The organism is Candidatus Paceibacterota bacterium (assembly GCA_040905715.1).
Taxonomy (GTDB): domain Bacteria; phylum Patescibacteriota; class Minisyncoccia; order Phycocordibacterales; family CSBR16-193; genus JBBDHZ01.
The window spans coordinates 136958-155423 of record JBBDRA010000003.1 but is presented as its reverse complement, the minus strand read 5'-3'; the positions used below and the strand labels follow the sequence as shown (position 1 = coordinate 155423).

Annotated in this window: 12 protein-coding genes and 3 tRNA genes; 5 read left to right on the top strand and 10 right to left on the bottom strand. The window is 40.8% G+C overall.

Going from position 1 to position 18466, the window contains the following annotated elements:
- Nucleotides 1-9: 9 nt before the first annotated feature.
- The 9 genes from WD312_01835 to WD312_01795 all read right to left on the bottom strand — a co-directional run bounded on the left by WD312_01835 (nucleotide 10) and on the right by WD312_01795 (nucleotide 8551).
- Complete coding sequence (locus WD312_01835; protein MEX2563834.1) at nucleotides 10-903, bottom strand: NAD(P)-dependent oxidoreductase; 894 nt, start codon at nucleotides 901-903, stop codon at nucleotides 10-12.
- 66 nt (nucleotides 904-969) lie between these two features.
- A complete protein-coding gene (locus WD312_01830) occupies nucleotides 970-2196 on the bottom strand; it encodes a hypothetical protein (protein ID MEX2563833.1) in 1227 nt (408 codons plus the stop codon).
- 80 nt (nucleotides 2197-2276) lie between these two features.
- Nucleotides 2277-2927 (bottom strand): class I SAM-dependent methyltransferase, encoded by a 651-nt coding sequence (locus tag WD312_01825; protein ID MEX2563832.1) that lies wholly within the window; start codon nucleotides 2925-2927, stop codon nucleotides 2277-2279.
- 148 nt (nucleotides 2928-3075) lie between these two features.
- The gene (locus WD312_01820; protein MEX2563831.1) at nucleotides 3076-3546 is read right to left on the bottom strand and encodes an NUDIX domain-containing protein; all 471 of its coding nucleotides are present in this window, start codon (nucleotides 3544-3546) and stop codon (nucleotides 3076-3078) included.
- Nucleotides 3547-3559: 13 nt separating this feature from the next.
- Nucleotides 3560-4432, bottom strand: coding sequence for a hypothetical protein (locus tag WD312_01815; protein ID MEX2563830.1), 873 nt, complete (start codon nucleotides 4430-4432; stop codon nucleotides 3560-3562).
- Nucleotides 4429-6003, bottom strand: coding sequence for a pyridoxal phosphate-dependent aminotransferase (locus WD312_01810; GenBank protein ID MEX2563829.1), 1575 nt, complete (start codon nucleotides 6001-6003; stop codon nucleotides 4429-4431). Before WD312_01810 ends, WD312_01815 begins: the two co-directional genes overlap by 4 nt.
- A gap of 181 nt (nucleotides 6004-6184) precedes the next feature.
- On the bottom strand, nucleotides 6185-7225 hold the full coding sequence (locus tag WD312_01805; GenBank protein MEX2563828.1) for a transketolase C-terminal domain-containing protein: 1041 nt from the start codon (nucleotides 7223-7225) through the stop codon (nucleotides 6185-6187).
- Nucleotides 7218-8159 carry a thiamine pyrophosphate-dependent dehydrogenase E1 component subunit alpha gene (locus tag WD312_01800; protein ID MEX2563827.1) on the bottom strand — a complete coding sequence of 314 codons (942 nt, stop codon included), beginning with the start codon at nucleotides 8157-8159 and terminating at the stop codon, nucleotides 7218-7220. Before WD312_01800 ends, WD312_01805 begins: the two co-directional genes overlap by 8 nt.
- 309 nt (nucleotides 8160-8468) lie before the next feature.
- Nucleotides 8469-8551: transfer RNA gene (locus WD312_01795), tRNA-Ser, on the bottom strand.
- A gap of 68 nt (nucleotides 8552-8619) precedes the next feature.
- On the opposite strand from WD312_01795, the gene WD312_01790 reads away from it, so the two are divergent.
- The 4 genes from WD312_01790 (at nucleotide 8620) to tsaD (ending at nucleotide 10712) form a co-directional block, all read left to right on the top strand.
- Nucleotides 8620-8691: transfer RNA gene (locus tag WD312_01790), tRNA-Glu, on the top strand.
- A 5-nt stretch (nucleotides 8692-8696) separates the two neighbouring features.
- A tRNA-Val gene (locus tag WD312_01785) sits at nucleotides 8697-8770 on the top strand.
- A gap of 50 nt (nucleotides 8771-8820) precedes the next feature.
- Nucleotides 8821-9513, top strand: a complete 693-nt coding sequence (locus WD312_01780) for a hypothetical protein (protein MEX2563826.1) — start codon at nucleotides 8821-8823, stop codon at nucleotides 9511-9513.
- On the top strand, nucleotides 9510-10712 hold the full coding sequence (gene tsaD / locus WD312_01775; GenBank protein ID MEX2563825.1) for a tRNA (adenosine(37)-N6)-threonylcarbamoyltransferase complex transferase subunit TsaD: 1203 nt from the start codon (nucleotides 9510-9512) through the stop codon (nucleotides 10710-10712). Before WD312_01780 ends, tsaD begins: the two co-directional genes overlap by 4 nt.
- Nucleotides 10713-10785: 73 nt before the next feature.
- Here the strand turns inward: tsaD and WD312_01770 are convergent, their stop codons facing one another.
- A complete protein-coding gene (locus WD312_01770) occupies nucleotides 10786-15687 on the bottom strand; it encodes a hypothetical protein (GenBank protein ID MEX2563824.1) in 4902 nt (1633 codons plus the stop codon).
- Nucleotides 15688-16213: 526 nt separating this feature from the next.
- Between WD312_01770 and WD312_01765 the strand changes: the two genes are divergently transcribed.
- Nucleotides 16214-18457, top strand: coding sequence for a valine--tRNA ligase (locus WD312_01765; protein ID MEX2563823.1), 2244 nt, complete (start codon nucleotides 16214-16216; stop codon nucleotides 18455-18457).
- The last annotated feature ends 9 nt before the right edge of the window (nucleotides 18458-18466 follow it).

Sequence of the window (18466 nt, the reverse complement as noted above, 5' to 3'; positions counted from 1 at the left end):
AAGATCTAATCAATTAGTTTTTAAATATGCTTCAATGTTATCTATAACTTTTACACTCAATAAATTTCTAGATTCTAAGGTCATTCCAGCTATCACATCCTCTGTATATATTAAACCCTCCAAATGACCAAGATCTTTTTTTATTTCAGAATGATGATCTCTTATGAGAAAATTATCTTTATTTTTAAGCCATTTTTTAACAGCGTTAATATCTTTATAAATATTTCCTAGACATGTATCGATTAAAATCTTTCCATTACCCATTGTATCTAGTTCATCAGTTCCAATTACTTTAGTATCTCTAGGGACATGTATAGTTATAATGTCACTTTTTTCAAGTAAATCATTGATAGGCAAATATTGAATTCCCTTATTCTCCCAGTCTGTTTTTCTGGTTTTACTGTAATAAAAGACTTTCATCTTAAACCCCAAGGCTATATTAGCAACTTTCTTTCCAGTTGCTCCTAAACCAACAATTCCAATTGTTTTTGAATTAAGCTCACTAGGGCCATCTCTCCACATATATTGACCAAATCCTCTGAGAAGATTAAGTAGTTGAGTAAAAATATACTCAGCCGTCGCATCATCGCCATAATCAGTGACATTTTTTATAACTATGTTTTTTCTTCGCACCTCCTCTAAATGAATATTCGTCAAACTTGTTCCACAAATTCCAATATACTTAAGATTCGGTGAATGTTCCAAAATAGAAGCATTTATAATTGAATGAAAATTACCCAAGACTGCGTCAGCGTTATCAATTCTTTGACAAATTTCCGCTTCACTTTCTGTGTCAAACTCAGGATAAACAATAGGCTCTTTTGAGTAAAGCTGGATTTTTTCTTTTGATTCTTCAGTAATCTTAACCGTGTTAATGATTGCTATTTTATTAAATTTTTTCATACCTAATTTTATTATCCATATTTCGTCTGGTGTTTATTAATAATTAAACATGTTGCGATAGATTGATTAAACTGTGACAATTTTAAACTTTTCATATACTTTTAACATTCTATCTAAAACCTCTTCAGGGGTTTGTCCAGTAACCTGAATCCAGCCAGCACAACTCGTATATTGCCTTTTTGACTCAATGACATCTCCCGCCTTGTATGTAATGTTTCCATCGATTACCCCAGCAAGGTCACTTAAATCCTGATATGTAGAAATTTCAGCGACAATTCCATTAGTCAACGGCAGGAACATGTCACCGACACACTGTTTACCACTTAATGGAAGAGGCTGTATTTTTCTTCCAACCACAATATCGGTTAATAAAGAACAAGCGTCTACCCCAAACGCAATGCTTTGATTTGACAACATGTGTTCACCAGCAGTTCTCCATGCAAACTCACATATTATAGGCTGCCCTTGAGAGTCAACAAAAAACTCAATTTCTATATATCCATTTTTCAAGCCAAACTCACTGATAATGTCTTGGGTTATTTTTCTTCCGTCGAATTTAATATTCTCATGATCTTCTGCAACTGTAATCTGAGCAAACTTATCCTTTTTCTCGGCGAAACTAAGATTAGTATATGGAAGCCAAGTAAGAAAAGTTCCAACCACCCCACCGTCCTGAATAAGGGAATCAAAGCTCCATATTAAGTAAGGACAGTATGTTTCCGCTATAAATCTCCCTGTAGAATAATCTAACTGTAATGATTCTAGTTGATTCTTATTTTCAATCCTATACACTTCTTTCGATGACATTCCTTTACGCCATTTAATAATAAATGGGAAACCATCGTTTTTTTCTGAGAATTCCAAGGCATCATCAATGGAATTGAGTTCTTGATATGGCATTGTTCGATATCCAAGTTCCTGCATTTTATCTTTCATTACCGCTTTATCTCTTACACAGAGAGCTTGATACTCATTAAGAGCGCCGGGAAGTCTAAGTAACGAAGCAAACTTCTGGATCACTTCTTGGTTGTATTCAGAGTCATTATAAAAATAGTCAACAACAATTTCATTTTTATTACAGAATTCTCTAAACCTCTCAACTTCATGTTCCATGGATTCTGCTTTATTAAAAACGAAACAAGGAATATTAGATGTTTTTTTGAGATGGGTTTGACTAAAGAACATATTCTGCTTAAATCTTATCAAGACTAAGTTGATAGTTCTGTTTGACACCACGCTCCTTGATAGTGTATTTTCATATTCTTCTACAAATAATAATGTTGGTCTTTTCATAAAAATTTAGCTCCGTATGCTTACATATCAGTATACAGACTTTAAAATAAATTATAAATTATAAAAAAAGGCTCTGTATTTTACACAGAGCCTTTTTTGGCAACAAAACGCAGGAGGTTCTTTTCGTTTCCTAGATCATCATGACGATCCTCGAGAGTTATAATCTCCCAGGAAAGATCTTTCGCAAGTTGTATACAAAAGTCTTTTCTCCAAATGCGTCGTAGGTGCCCTCCCTGCTTCCAATTGATTGCCAACCCATCACCGATATCCTCACTTTCCAATATCGGGGTGTCATTCTCAGTTCTTCCTTCGATAGCAATAATACCACCCTTTTTTGTGTAGAGGCTAATCTTTTTAGCCAACTGCACCATAGTGTCATCATCAACATGAAGAGATGACCGAGAATAGAAACAATCAATTGAATCCGCCTGAAAATCAGGGAGACCTTCCGCCACGTTTTTGTGTACAGGTGTTATTTGTACATCAATGCCTTGTTTTCTTGCGTGATCCATCATTCGCTTCAAGGCATTTTTTGAAAAATCCATAGCCACAATGAAGTGACCATGAGATGCGAAGTACCTCGCATCTCTCCCTGAAGAGCAACCGACCTCCAAAATTTTTGATCTCGCTGGGAGAATTTCTTGAAGGTCAGTGGCGAGTGGGTTGGGAACGAAACACAAATCCCACCACTCGCCTCTGCTGTGGATGGTTTCCCAAAAGGACTCCTGCATCGTCTTAACTTCTTCGTAACTTTTCGATACTTCTTTCATGACTTACCTCCGTTTTTGGATGTGAAGAACAGATCTTAAAATCAGAACAACATATAATGAATCTATGTACAAATTAACACGATATGATTATGGTGTCAAATAATAATATTTATGATCCTTTGTTAGGGGTTATTTCCGTGCTGAATATTTCAAGTATTTTTTCTGTTGTTTCTTCTAATTGATTATCAAATAAAAGATAGTCTTTCAAATTGTCGTACGCAACCCATTTGTAAGTTCGCACCTCTCCGGGGTTCGGGGTTATTATCTTATCATCACCAATAAATTTAAATCCGAAAAAATATCTTTCCATTCCATCAAATTCTTTACCACCATCATTAAACTTAATGGTTTTAAATTTAATCATTACTGGTAAATTACTTTTTCCAATCAGTAAAAGAGATTTTTTCTCTATATTCAACTCTTCTTCTATTTCTCTATACACAGCATCTTTTAGTTCTTCTTCCTGCTCAACTCCACCACCCGGAATAGCAAAATACTTCTCCTCAAAAGATTCTAAATTAACCAAGAGAAACTCATTCTCTTGGTTGACTATAATTGCTGAAACTCCTTTTCTATACATAGTTAATTATAAATTATTTATTAATCATGAGAGTTGCTTTTTCTCTCAAACTGTCTGGTGTGTACCTAAAGAATAAATCAGGATCTATCAATTCTACCTCCAAAACTTCATAAGTAGTATTAAACTTCAAGAAATCAATTCTGCATATATTAGGATAACTACCAAACTTGGCTAAGAAAAACGATCCTAATACGTTCACTTCTTTTTTTATAGTAATTGGTAAACTATCAAACTTTATATAGACTGGATTTAATTTTTCGCAAAAAATTCCAGGAAATCTCTTTATACCGTATAAAGGAACTCCATTGATTACAACTACGGAAATCTCTCCAGACAAGACACTGGATCTATATGGTTGTGCAATAAAATTAAGTTGTTTATTCTTTTGTAGTGAGGAAATAATAATTTTATTATCTTTTGCTTTATCGTATTTAAGTGTTAAGTACCCACTTTCTGAAATACAAGGCTTAATAACTAATACATCCGTATTTAATGTTGTATTTGTTTGTAATATTATATCTATAATCTCTGATTTTTTCTTTGTATTTTTAAAATTAAGTAGTGTGGTTGGAATTACATTTACGTCCTTTAATTCCTCTAAGTACTTATATTTGTCAATATTCCAAAAAATAAAATCATAATCATTTATTAGTTTAATATTTTTTTTCTTGAGTATTAATATCTGCTTTAGAAAATCACGATGATGTAAGTGATATCCCCAGATACTTTTTAAAATTACCACATCAAAGGGTTTTGAGATCTTTACAATGTCTTTTAAGATGCGAATTTCGCAAGAAAAACCATTATTCCTGTAAACATCACGCATATAAACATCCTCTTGGATTTTTCCTGCGTGCTTTTCTGATGAGACAATATATATTTTCATTTTAATAATTCTATAGATGATTTGAGGCGTAAGAAAGATTTCAGTAATTCTTCGTAGTCATCAAATGCAATAGTTACTCTTGCAACAAGTTGGTCTTGATTAGGCCAACAAAATGCTTTGCCTGTCAATAATTTAATATTGCCTGAGGTGTATAGAAACTGTAACAAGGTCGTATCATCAGTAATTTTAAATCCTTTATAAGATTTTCCAATCAATTTACTAAAATCTAAAAGAACAAAAAATCCTGATTCTGGATCAAGTATTATACTAACCTCCTTGATACCACTCATAGATTTATCGATATCAAGAATAAGATTATTATTACGAATTATTTTCTTAAGAAGTATTCTCTCTTTCCTTTTAATTTTATCAGCTCCTATAATAATTGATTTTGCAAAAACATATCTCTCATAATATTTCTTAGCAATATCAGTAAAGTACTTCTCTTTTTCTGTAGTGGCATCATCCTCAATTAAGAAGGTTGAACTCATGGCTGCCGATTGCAGTAAAGACAACGAATCTAGATTCTGAAAAATTTTATCTCTTATTAAAGAGATAATCACCTCATTAGCAATGATCATACCCGATCTTAAACCAGCTAACCCGTAAGATTTAGAAAGAGAGTACAATGATATTGTATTCTCAAAGTGATCTTTTAAACTATTCATGGGTAATGCAGTAGAACTTCTATCAAATTCTAAACCAGAATAAGCTAAATCATCTATAATAAATACACCAGCGGCCTTGCAAATATTAGAAATTTCTAATAATAATGACTCATCTTTTTTACTATAAACGACCCCTGTTGGGTTATGTGGATTTAAATTGAGAAAAGCAGAAACTTTTGGTGCTATATCAGAACGTCTTAAAACATATTTTTCACGATTCACATCATAATCTTGTTTAAGTTCATCATTAGTATTAGAAATGAGTTTTTTTAGATCTTGAGGGTTTATCTTCCAATTGTCAGTGCTCGTAAGAGGTAAAAGCCTGACTTTACCCCCAACTCTTTCTGGGATAAAAGAAAAAAGACCATAATTAGGAGCTGTCATAATAACAACATCTCCATAATCTAGTATGGCTTCCATTACAAGAGTAAATGCCTGTGTACTTGAATGTGTAAAAATAATATTATTCTCATTTGTTTCTAAGTCATGAGAAACTTTTAAGTATCTCATGACTGGTTTTTTATCCTCACTATATCCCGCAGCTAATTGATAGTCAGAAAGAATTCTATCTTTCAAGGCATTTTTAATACCCGCAAGACACCTATCAAAAGGCTTAAAACGTGCAGGACTGCCGACACCTAATCTTACTTTATCTACCGTAGGCTCCTTGAAGCCTCTAATGAGAAGGTTTGTGGATAGACTATACTCATCGTACACTTTGGCGGCTTCTTGTATTTCAACAGATTTCCAAGAGTTCAAAAGTGTATTACCCAAGTGAGGTAGTCCGCCATAGAACAATCTGTTGATCTGATTAGATGGATACATGCGGACTACAGATCGTATAGATTTAGGGAGGTTTTTATCTCTTATAAACTTTTGTTTATTATTTTCCATATTTTCCATATTATAGTACCATAAAACATTACCTAAGTCTATAGTAAAATGTAATCTCTAAGCACCCCTATCGCTTTTGATAGATTTGTAATTAATAGCTATATAAACCACAAAACATCGAAGATAGATAAGTCCGAGTGGATGAAATCAATTTTTATTTTATGTTATTTATAAATATCTTTTGTTCAATTTATTTAATAATGTAATTAGGAGAAGTGTGAATTTCTTCAAAAGTTAGATCGTGCTTAATGGTAGGTTTACCCAATTGACGTAACACAGTATTAGCAATGTCCACTTTGGTTGGGTAATAAGATTCAGTCAGTATTGTTGATGTCGGAACCGGAACATCGGGGCAAGAAATTGAAATTGGAATATTCTTCAAATGTAGCAACTTCTGTTGCGCAACATTAGAAATTATATCTGAGCCAACACTAAAGGCGTGATTTGTAGTATCAATTGTGATAATTCGACCTGTTTTTTTTACTGATTTATAGACGGTTTCATAATCAATCGGATTTATAGAAACAAGATCTATAAGATCCACGCCGACATCATCACCAATCAGTTCTAAAGCTTCATGTGCCGCGATTAAACCATCCCCATAAGCAACAATTGTAACATCCGCTCCCTCATTCACCACAACAGCTTTATCCAGCGGTTTATCATATGATTCAATTGACACGTTTTGTTTCAAAGAAAAAAGCCAACGTGGCTCCAATATAACTACAGGATTTTTATCACGAACCGCCGAGATAAGTAGACCCTTTGCCATAGATGGCGTAGAAGGAATAACGACTTTAATACCAAGCGCGTTACCAAAGAGTGAATAGAGAGCTTGTGTATGCTGAGGACCCTGACCCCACTGACGACCGATGTTTATCCTAAACACAACTGGAACAGGATGTCCACCGCCAAACATATAATTCCACTTCGCAGCCTGTGTAAATATTTGATCAGCAGCAAAGAGCGCGAACTCAACTCGGCCATGATGCACAATAGGATGAAGGCCTGTTATAGCAGCGCCAACTGCCATTCCTGTTACTGCATTTTCTGATTGAGGTGTTTCAATTATGCGGTGAGGATATTTTTTCTTAAGTCCGGCCGTTGTTCCGTCTGCACCATTTTTATATGAAACTTCGAGTCCCATAACAACAACATTATGATCCACATCCATTATTTGGTCTGTGGCTTCTTTAATTGCTTCAGTGTATGTGATAATTCTATTAGACATAAAGATCGGTGTATAAGCTTTCTTTCTTCGGAAAAGGTGCCCTCTTAGCAAACACGATGGCATTGGTAACAGTTTTTTTAATATTATTCTCCACGGCAATAACCTCTTCCTCCGTGATTCCTGAATCGAGTATTTTTTGTCTAATCTTCAATACTGAATCGTTTTCCTTTCGTTGTTCTATAGTATCCTCCTCGCGGGTTTCTTCCTCAAAAGTTGGTCCGCTGTGTGCCATATGACGATAAGTCATACACTCAATAAGAGCAGGTTTTCCTTCGCGCACTTCAGGAATAAGCTTTCTAACTTTTCCTACTACATCTAAATAATCATTCCCATCAGCTTTTACATATTGCACTCCAAATCCAGTAACGATCTTTTTAGTATCGTGTGCGGAAGATCGACGTTCCCAAAGACGTGTGTCAATAGACCGGAGATTATTCTCAAGAACGATAAGTAGTGGTAATTTAAAAAGCGTGGACAAATTCAAAGATTCATATACACCTCCTTCTTCAAATGCGCCGTCACCCAAAAACACGACTGTTATCATGTCGCTTTTGTGATATTTTTGTTCAAGCGCACTACCGCATGAAAGCGGTACAGCGCTAGATAGAATTGGTGTTGATCCAATGAAATTAACTGAAGTATCAATCATGTGCATTGAGCCACCTTTACCATGTGACGAACCACATTCCTTTCCGAACAATTCACATACCATTTTTTTAAGATCGCCCCCTTTAGCCAAATAGTGTCCATGGGATCGATGATTACCCATAACACGATCATTTTTATGTAAAGCATCACATACCCCGACCGCTATCGCTTCCTGCCCAACATAAAAATGAACGAGGCTCATTATCTTATTTTTAAGATAATAATCAGCCAATTGTTCCTCTGCAATTCGAATAAGGAACATTTTTTTATAAGCGTCTAGCAACATTATTTTAATTCTATTGAAAATATACCCTTAGTCAATCGAGCGAGGAATCAATGTCGGAAAAAAAGTCTCTAAGATTCGAACTGAAAATATGGCTTGAAATAGAACTTTATTGTTTTTAGCAAAAATCACAAAAGTTCGAACCCATGACTCGTTCTAAATATGCATTGCAAAATATGGTTATTTCAGGAGACACTGTCTATATCACGTGACTACTGCCCCACAAAGGTTCGAACTTTTTGCACTTTCATCGGTTTCTAGAAATCCCTAAAAATAAGGGTATTCGGGTCTTCCGATACTAAATTTTTACTGCGGAGAGGGCGGGACTCGAACCCGCAAGCCCGTGAAGGCGCCGCTTTTCGAAAGCGGTGGAATAGCCATTATCCGACCCCTCCAAATTGGTGTATCAAAAGTAGCAAATTTTGGCATTTATCGCAAAAAAATGATAGGATAATTTCGTTCTGACCCCATCGTCTAACGGTTAGGACGTGAGCTTTTCAAGCTTAAAATCGGGGTTCGATTCCCCGTGGGGTCACACGCGGGCGTGTAGCTCAGTTGGTTAGAGCGTCTGCTCGACACGCAGGAGGTCATAGGTTCAACTCCTATCACGCCCACATTTCTTTTCCACATCAAGTATTGGAACCATAGATGATATACTGTATACATGCAGTCTAAGTGGTTCCATAAAAAAGAAAAAGCTTTGCTTCTGCGCCAATCGGGAAATTCTATACGAGATATCGAAGTCAAGCTTGGTATACCCCGTTCCACTCTTAGTGGATGGTTCAAAGATATAAAGATTTCTAAAAAACACCAAGACCAGTTACGCAAAAGATGGGAAAGAGGTCTTGTTGAAGCTCGAAAAAAGGCTACGCAATGGCATAAGAACGAAAAGGAGAAAAGAATCGCCCACGCCCAAAAGGAAGCAGAAGAGGTGTTCGAAAAAATAGATACGACGCAAGAAACTTTTTTAGAACTTTCTCTTGCTCTTCTCTATTTAGGTGAAGGTTCAAAAAGAAATGGGGAAACGGCACTCGGAAATTCAGATCCCTTTGTGCTAAAGTTTTTCATAGCCAGCCTGAGAAAACTTTACAGAATCGAAGATAGTCAAATACGTTGTGAACTTAATATTCGGGCAGACCAAGACCCTGATACGATCAAACACTATTGGTCACAACAGCTCAAGTTACCTCTGAAAAATTTTACCACTGTATCCAAAGATCTTAGAACAAAAGGATCGAAAACTTATTCTTACTATAAAGGGGTTTGCCATGTAAGGTGTGGCAACATTCATATACAAAGGAGGCTGAAACATCTGTTCAACCGCTATTGCAACAAAGTTATAGATAATTACCTATGAAGCTTCTCTCGATCGAAACAAGCTGTGATGAAACCTCCTTTGCATTAATCGACATCGACGGTTCATCGGTCACAATACACGCCCACGAGATACTCTCCCAGATTGACATTCACCGAGAGTACGGCGGCGTCTTTCCTTCCCTGGCAAAGCGTGAGCATGCACAAAACGCTGTTCCTCTTATAAAAAAGACACTTGAAAAAACCGCTCTCGGCACATCTGTCCCCGATATATCACAAACGGTACAAAACCAGATAACCGAACTACTTGCTCGAGAGACCGGACTCGCCGAAGCTCTTCTCGCCTTCCTATCCAAAACTCCCAAGCCAAACATCGATGCTGTCGCTGTCACACACGGCCCCGGCCTGGAACCAACGCTTTGGGTTGGTATCAATCTTGCCAAGTCACTCAGCGCCGCTTGGCAGGTACCGGTAATACCGGTCAACCACATGGAAGGGCATATATCCTCCCTTCTTATAGAAGACCCCGCAAGCGCCACCGCGCAGCCATTACGCAAAATAGAATTTCCCGCTCTCGCGCTTCTTGTATCAGGTGGTCACACTGAGCTTGTATTCATCAAAGCCTGGGGCGACTACTCGATCATTGGCCAGACGGTAGACGACGCTGCGGGAGAAGCATTCGACAAGGTGGCGCGCTTGCTAGGGCTTCCCTATCCGGGAGGTCCGGAAATATCAAAACTGGCAACACAAGCACGTGAAGATGATACCGCATCGCCCTTCGCTCTTCCTCGGCCAATGCTTAACTCCGGCGATCTTAATTTCTCTTTTTCCGGAATAAAAACAGCCGTACGCAACGGCATAGAAAACATAAAGATCGCCGAGTCGACTGCTGAACTTACTGATAAACAAAAGCAGGGTATATCTCGAGAATTTGAAGATGCAGTCGTTGAAACCCTCCTGACCAAAACAGAGCGTGCATGTGATGCGTATGGAGCATCCTCTATCCTTATTGCCGGAGGAGTAGCCGCTAATACACGCCTTATAAGCTCATTTAAGGCTCATAGTGGCCTTCCAGAGGCACATATTGCCTCACGTGCACTCACCGGCGACAACGCGCTCATGATCGCCCTAGCTGGATGGATTCGCTCACAATACGACCCTTCACTTATACTTCAAGACCCTAGCCAGATCCAAGCTATTGGCAACCTTTCTCTTGAAGAAAAGCGAATTAAAAAAGACTAGGTGCTACTACACAAAAAGAAAAACACCGGTGCAAAAACCGGTGTTTTTCTTTTCATTAGTATAAAGACTTTTTCTAGTGAGAATGTGAATGCCCCTCGTGAAATCGAACTGAATCACGAAGACCTTTCTTTTCTCCATTACCGGACGAAGATCCATGGTCACCATTAGACACTGCGTCGTTTTCAATTTCTCCATTATCCTTGTTGACCACAAGCAAGAGTGAGACCGCAAGAATAATAAGAACAACGAGCAATGGAACAATGAGACAGAATAGCGCTGTAAAGTAAGCAATACCTCCGGCAACAATGGTTCCAAGAATATAGATCATGATGCGCCGAGCCCACAGCGTGTTCTTTGAAAGGTGCTCTGTTTCTTGGGCGTTCACAATGATCGTACCTATCAAGAATATGATAGCAAGGACCAAAAGAAGATTAACCAAGCACTGCGCAGCTTCAGCAGTAGTGTTTGGGAAGTTAAGAGCTGAAGCGGCGAAGGAGGCCATGGTGCCTGTACCTGTACCTAACACATCAGCCACCGTACTTAGATAGCCGTTCGTGGTGTCCGTTGCTCCACTACTGGTTGAGGTTGTTCCTGTTTCATCTGCATTATCATCCTGATCATCTGCAGCAGGGCTATCGCCACCAACACCATTCACTCCGGCAACACTACCATTGGTGTCGCTAACCGCTCCAAAACCACCTTGACCACCTCTCCAATCACCCCCTATAGAAGCAAGGTAGGAACGGAACTCTCTCATCTCTTCGCGCTCCGCATCGGTGAAGTTGATCTCCTCCTGACAAACGATCTCGTTGATCCTCGTTTTAGTAGTGATGTAAACGAAGCCGGTACCCCCTGTGTGATCCCACGGAGCAAGTACTTCGTCGAAGTATCGCTCCTGGAAATCAACTACTGTGTTATAGGTGTGCTGGTCAAAGACCGTGGTCACATCGATATTGTAGCCTTCAAACTCTCTGAGGAAGTACTGAAGCTTAGCAACTTCAACAGGGTCGTTGTTCCAGTCAATGTGCAAGAAGTCTTCAAGGTATGAACATGACTGAATACCAAGCACTTCACCTTCCGGTCTCCTGTCAGGTTCGATACCATTGCCGATCCATCCGCCGGTAACTATACTGCCTCCACCGGTACCACCTCCACCACCGTTGTTGTCATCCTCAACAGTCACATTAACACTGTCACTTGAGGTGCCGTGTTCGTTTGCACACGTTAGCGTGTAACTGTAATTTCCCTCACTGAGTTCACCAAGAAGTTCTGAATCAGAACTTGTAGCCTTAGAGCCACTCCAATCGCCTCCGGCGACACATGTCTCCGGGTTGTTGCCAATACTCCAATCAAGAGTTATTTCGGTGTCCTCATCTACAGTAAGAGAGTTGCTGCCATTTGCCTTGAGGTCAACGGTCGGAGCTTTGTTCCCTCCACCGCCGTTGTTGTCCTCCTCGACAGTCACATCAACGCTATCGGTTGAGGTGCCGTGTTCGTTTGCACACGTGAGATCAAACGTGTAGTCACCAACACTAAGCAGGCCAAGTGATTCCGAGTCAGAGCTTGTAGCCTTTGAACCACTCCAGTCACCGCCAGCTACACAGGTCTCCGGGTCATGATCGAGTGTCCATGACAATGTTGTTGTCGATCCTTCATCGATAGTGATCGGTCCGTTAGAGCCATTTGCTTTGAGGTCAACGTCAGGTTTGTTGTCGCCTCCACCACCGTTTCCGTCTTTCTTAACCTTCACATCAACACTATCACTTGAGGTGCCGTGTTCGTTTGCACAAGTGAGGTCGAATGAGTAGTTGCCGACGCTCAACTCGCCAAGGTTCTCTGAGCTTGACGTTGCAGTCTTTGAACCGCTCCAGTCGCCTCCGGCAACACAGCTATCTGCGTCCTCTACATCCCATGAGAGGGTTGTGGTTGATCCTTCGTCGATGGTGATCGGTCCGTTTTGTCCGTTAGCTTTGAGATCTACTGATGGAAGCGTCGTTGTTGCAGTGTCAATCAGTGCGTTGATTGAAACACAGTAATATGTTTTATCCAGCTGTGGGTTGGAAATAAAGTCGTAGTTATCGTAATTGAGAACATCATTGTGGCACCACATCTCAGCGGATACATTGCCTGACTGTGAGTTTGCGTCACTAAAGGACACAAATCCATCCTTCAGTACTTCGCGAACCCAGATACGTGAAGAATCTTTTGTATCTTCTATCTCAACCGTAGCTGTTCCGCTAGCGTTGGTAGGGCCGAACGTTTTCCAGTCATCAGACCCTGATCCAGTATCAGTACCTACACCGGCTGAGCCATCAGCTTCTCCAATGTGATCACCTGGAAGCTCATTAACTCCCTCATATCCCCATTGGAATGACCAGTCGTCAGCAAATTCACATGATGGATTGTTGTCGACAAATGTTTGCGCTGTATCAGCATCAATACTTGAACCACTGTGCCAGTTAGGCAGATCGGATTCATCTTCACAAACGATCTTAGAAGCAACGATCGTCATTTCTTTATCATCGTCGCCACCATTCGTATCCTCCTCGACAGTCACATCAACACTATCACTTGAGGTGCCGTGTTCGTTTGCACAAGTGAGGTCGAATGAGTAGTTGCCGACGCTCAACTCGCCAAGGTTCTCTGAGCTTGACGTTGCAGTCTTTGAACCGCTCCAGTCGCCTCCGGCAACACAGCTATCTGCGTCCTCTACATCCCATGAGAGGGTTGTGGTTGATCCTTCGTCGATGGTGATCGGTCCGTTTTGTCCGTTAGCTTTGAGATCTACTGATGGAAGCACAGCATCTCCGCAACTTCCATTCAAAATAATAATCGCGTCTACATCGTAGCCATCTCCGCCTCCACCGTGAACGTTGTGCGGAGTGTGGTCCACAAGCTTAATGTATTTTACAAACGGTAGGTCTGCAGAATCGATATCTACATACGCGTCACCGGTATACATTCCGAGCGATTCATATGTAACGTTATCGGTACTTACCAATACTTCTATCTTCTCCTCTGTTTGTTCATCTTCGTCTCCACCGGTGATCTCGTAGATAGCAATGTCAGCTCCTGCTTGGTCAAATACCACAGAGTCTGTGAATTCGTACACAAGATAACCATTAACACCTAACGAGAAGAAGTCGTCAGTCGAGTAGTTTTTCTCTTGTCCGGCTGTATTTACGTTTGAGGCCGGTCCGTTCTCAACCCCGTCAACATCACGTCGATCTGAATTTACAGCACTACCATTGTGAGTTTTAGCATCGCTGTGATCCGTGTGGTCAATGACCTTACCTTCAAACGAACACCATTCGATCTCATCGTCGATAACAGTAACCGTTACACTATCTGAATCAGTGTGTCCGGTTTCTGACTCACAGGTCACTTCAAACGTAGTATCGTTCACAATATTGTCTACTGTAATCGTTCCTGATGTTGCGTTGTCCGTGTCAAAATCATCACTTTCACACGAAACTGCATCCTCAGAACCCCACGTGATCTCGGTCGAGTCGCCTTCTTCTACTTCATCCGGATCAGCAGAGATAGTAGCTGTCGGGTGGATAGGATCTTCTGGAACTTCACAGAACCCGGCAGCATTGTTTGGGTGGTCAGCATCAAGAAGTCGATCTGTATATCGCTGTCCATCGAGAGACATGAGCACGTCTCCGTGGAACAGATCGATCTGATATGCACACTGCGGCACATCAATTGAAAGATCGATCGTTGTGCTTGTTCCTATTGTTGTTGTTGCAAAATCAAATATCTCCTGGTTGTCGATGATATTGTCGAACTTTTTGTATGACGCAAGTCCTACCTCGTATTCACATACGTCTGAATCGTTCGTAACCGTTGCCTCGCCATCTTTTCCGATAGAGCCGCTCAGGTCACCATTTGGATCAGGGTTTTCACATTGCTGCGACTCCTCCTTCTGAGTTACTACAACAGTCACGCTGTCAGAAGCCGTGTGTCCGGTTTCTGACTCACAGGTCACTTCAAACGTAGTATCGTTCACAATATTGTCTACTGTAATCGTTCCTGATGTTGCGTTGTCCGTGTCAAAATCATCACTTTCACACGAAACTGCATCCTCAGAACCCCACGTGATCTCGGTCGAGTCGCCTTCTTCTACTTCATCCGGATCAGCAGAGATAGTAGCTGTCGGGTGGATAGGATCTTCTGGAACTTCACAGAACCCGGCAGCATTGTTTGGGTGGTCAGCATCAAGAAGTCGATCTGTATATCGCTGTCCATCGAGAGACATGAGCACGTCTCCGTGGAACAGATCGATCTGATATGCACACTGCGGCACATCAATTGAAAGATCGATCGTTGTGCTTGTTCCTATTGTTGTTGTTGCAAAATCAAATATCTCCTGGTTGTCGATGATATTGTCGAACTTTTTGTATGACGCAAGTCCTACCTCGTATTCACATACGTCTGAATCGTTCGTAACCGTTGCCTCGCCATTTTGTCCGATAGAACCGCTCAGATCATCGTTTGGGGTTGGGTTATCACACTGAGCCTTTTCTTTCACATCTTGTGACTGAAACTGAGACTGTCCCTCATCATCCTGCTCTTGAGACTGGTCTTGTGTTGAAGTTGAGGTTGAAGTGGAGTCTAATGTTTGATCTTGTGTTTGAGTTTGAGATTGATCATCACCCTCTTCTTCCTTGTCCTTGTTATTGTCGTCTTGTTCATTTTTATTATCCTCCTCTTCACTATCATCACTGTCATCATTAGTATTATTAAAGAATGACTGGTCCTGACTCTGCTCCATGTCACCAAGAGTCTGAGACTGACTCTGTTCGCCATCCTCTTGCTCCTGTGTTTGCTCAGATGTCGTCGCGCTATCCGCAAACACAATGGTTGCATCACCTGACACAACGCCACCAAAAGCAAACACAAAGAAGGCAATTACCCATACGGAGAGTAATCGTTTCGTATATGTGCACATCATCGGTTGGTAATAATTCATATCGTACTACTGTTAAGACAACTAGGGAGATTTTTAATTACACTTCAATCAATAACAATAAATTAAGAAGAGTGGATCTGATCGATCACACAACAACAAGAGCCCTTAAAGAAACTCACTTCATCTATGTCATTTCATTTAGTGCCAACCGGTTAAATAAACAGAAGGTCTATTTAAGCGGAAGGAATAGAATTTGAGAGAAAGATCATATTCAAATGTATACTACGCCCCTTCTCTAGCTCTTGTCAATATCAACAATCTATTATGTGGTAAGGCTGTGTTACTCCTTACAAAAAACAAAATATGGCTCTAATTAGCTATAATACTTAGAAAGTGTCCTTTATATAATCGTGTTTTTATATAAAGGACATTATATATCCAAATAGGACAGCTAGGTTAAGCGTTATTTTTAAAAGACATTATATCGTTTTGTCTCTTAAAAAGACTTGCTCTTTCCAAAAAGAGCTCACTGTAAACGCCCATTTTTATATGCTACTATCAATAGTATACAAATGCGCCAGATTTTATGGAACAAAATATCCCGAATGAACTTCTTTCCCCGTACGATCCGGGCAGTGTTGAAGAAAATATCTATGACCACTGGCTAGAGTCGGGATGTTTTCATCCTGAAGACCAAATAGAAAAAGGTGTCATTCCTGCGGATGCCCCACGTTTTTCTATTGTTCTCCCGCCACCGAACGTAACCGGTGTATTGCATGACGGACACGCTCTGACCATCACGATAGAGGACATCATGGTTCGTTACAAACGCATGCGTGGATATCGAACTCTCTGGATCCCAGGCACGGACCATGCCGCCATTGCAACCCAATCGAAAGTAGAGAAACTGCTCGACAAGAAAGGTATTAAAAAACAGGATCTCGGTCGCGAAGCATTCCTTAAGGAGGTCCATCAATTTGCCTCAGAAAGCCAGTCAACGATTCAAAATCAGATTAGGAGGATGGGGGCGTCAGTTGATTGGAAGCGGGAGGCATTCACACTCGACGAGCCAAGACAAAAAGCAGTATATACCGCTTTTAAAAAAATGTACGATGACGGACTTATCTACCGTGGTCATCGTATTGTGAACTGGGATCCCAAAGGACGGACAACCGTTTCGGATGAAGAAGTCGAGCACGAGGAAGGCACCGCAACGCTGTACACATTTCGTTACAGCGCTGACTTCCCCATTCCTGTAGCCACAACCCGTCTGGAGACAAAGGTTGGCGACACAGCTGTGGCAGTTCACCCGGAGGACAAACGATACAAGCAGTACATCGGAAAGAAGTTCGATGTAACATTCTGCGGTGTTAACCTCAGTCTGCTCATCGTTGCCGATAACGAAATAGATCCTGAATATGGCACAGGTGCTGTTGGAGTAACTCCTGCGCACAGCATGACCGACGCAGAGATAGCTGAACGACACGATCTGCCCATGATCCAGGTTATCGATGAACGCGCACGCATGACAGTGGATAACGACCTCCTGAACGGAAAGAAGACACGCGAAGCCCGTGAGGAGATAGCAAAGTGGTTACGAGAAAATGGTCTTCTCGAAAAAGAGGACGTGATCGAGCAGAACATTTCAACTGCTCAAAGAAGCGGCGGGATTATCGAGCCTTTACCGAAGTTGCAGTGGTTTATCGATGTTAACAAAGAATTTACTCTTCCCCAGTCAAAAATAACCGGAATTGAGAATGGGGCGACAGTAACCTTAAAAACCTTAATGCGAGCCGCGATCGAAGGCGGCGACATACAATTCATCCCCGATCGATTTACTAAAAACTACCTTAACTGGGTAAACAACTTGCGCGATTGGTGTATTAGCAGGCAGATCTGGTACGGTCACAGAATACCTGTGTGGTATCGGCCTCCGGCCGATCAGCCGAAGGCTGACGGGCAAGAGATCTATGTAGGAACAGAAGCACCTGATGGCGACGGGTGGGAGCAGGACCCGGACACACTTGATACCTGGTTCTCTTCAGGTCTTTGGACCTTTTCAACTCTTGGCTGGCCGGAGAAAACTACTGATATGGAGACGTACCACCCTACAAGCATGCTCGAGACCGGGCACGACATTCTTCCGTTCTGGGTTTCACGCATGGTCTTAATGAGCACCTACCACCTTGGAGAAATTCCGTTTGAGAAAGTATACCTGCATGGCATGGTACGGGACGCAAAGGGAGAGAAGATGAGTAAATCAAAAGGCAACGCGATCGACCCACTCGAAGAGATAGAAAAATTCGGGACCGATGCACTGCGGATGGCTCTCATTGTCGGCAACACACCCGGCACGGATCTTTCGCTCTCTGAGAACAAGATCAAGGCTTACAAGCACTTCGCCAATAAGATATGGAATGCATCTCGTTTTGTTTTGAGCAATGTATCAACTGAGAACATAACAAAAGAAGAACCCACACTCACGCAAGATGATCAGGAACGCATAAATGAGTTTCGGGAGTTTTTTGAAACGACCACAAAGGAGATCGACCAATACCACCTCCATATTGCCTCAGAAAAACTTTATGACTACTTCTGGCATACATTTGCTGATGTTATTATAGAAGAGAAGAAAGAAGCTATAAATGGGAGCGACGACGCTACTCGAGCGTCTGCAGAATGGATGCTGTACTATATTTTGACTCAAAGCATTATTGCACTCCATCCTTTTATGCCCTTTATAACTGAAAAGATCTGGTCATTACTTCCGACCACAAGCACCGATGACATTCTTATGGTCCATCAGTGGCCGAAGACACCTTCTCAATAGCTATAACGT